The organism is Burkholderia sp. Bp8994, from assembly GCF_003853805.1.
Taxonomy (GTDB): domain Bacteria; phylum Pseudomonadota; class Gammaproteobacteria; order Burkholderiales; family Burkholderiaceae; genus Burkholderia.
The window spans coordinates 1-356 of record NZ_QTQH01000059.1 but is presented as its reverse complement, the minus strand read 5'-3'; the positions used below and the strand labels follow the sequence as shown (position 1 = coordinate 356).

Below are 356 nucleotides of genomic sequence, written 5' to 3'. Positions count from 1 at the left end.
GTCCCCTTCGTCTAGAGGCCTAGGACATCACCCTTTCACGGTGAGTACAGGGGTTCGAATCCCCTAGGGGACGCCAGGATTCAGCGGCGTTTCGTAGTAGAAGTGTCGCAACGCTTGCAGGACGTGAACGAGGTCCTGCAGGTGAGAGTGAAGAAAGTTGGAGCGGTAGTTCAGTCGGTTAGAATACCGGCCTGTCACGCCGGGGGTCGCGGGTTCGAGCCCCGTCCGCTCCGCCAGAACAAAGCCCGTTCAAATGAACGTTTTGAGCGGGCTTTTGTGTTAAAGATGTAAGCAGTACGTTGTCCCCTTCGTCTAGAGGCCTAGGACATCACCCTTTCACGGTGAGTACAGGGGTT

At 56.2% G+C, this 356-nt stretch carries 2 tRNA genes; both read left to right on the top strand.

Features of this window, described 5'->3' with window-relative positions:
- Window positions 1–76 (top strand) — tRNA-Glu (locus tag DIE04_RS29550).
- 83 nt (window positions 77–159) lie between these two features.
- Window positions 160–236 (top strand) — tRNA-Asp (locus tag DIE04_RS29545).
- Window positions 237–356 lie beyond the last annotated feature (120 nt).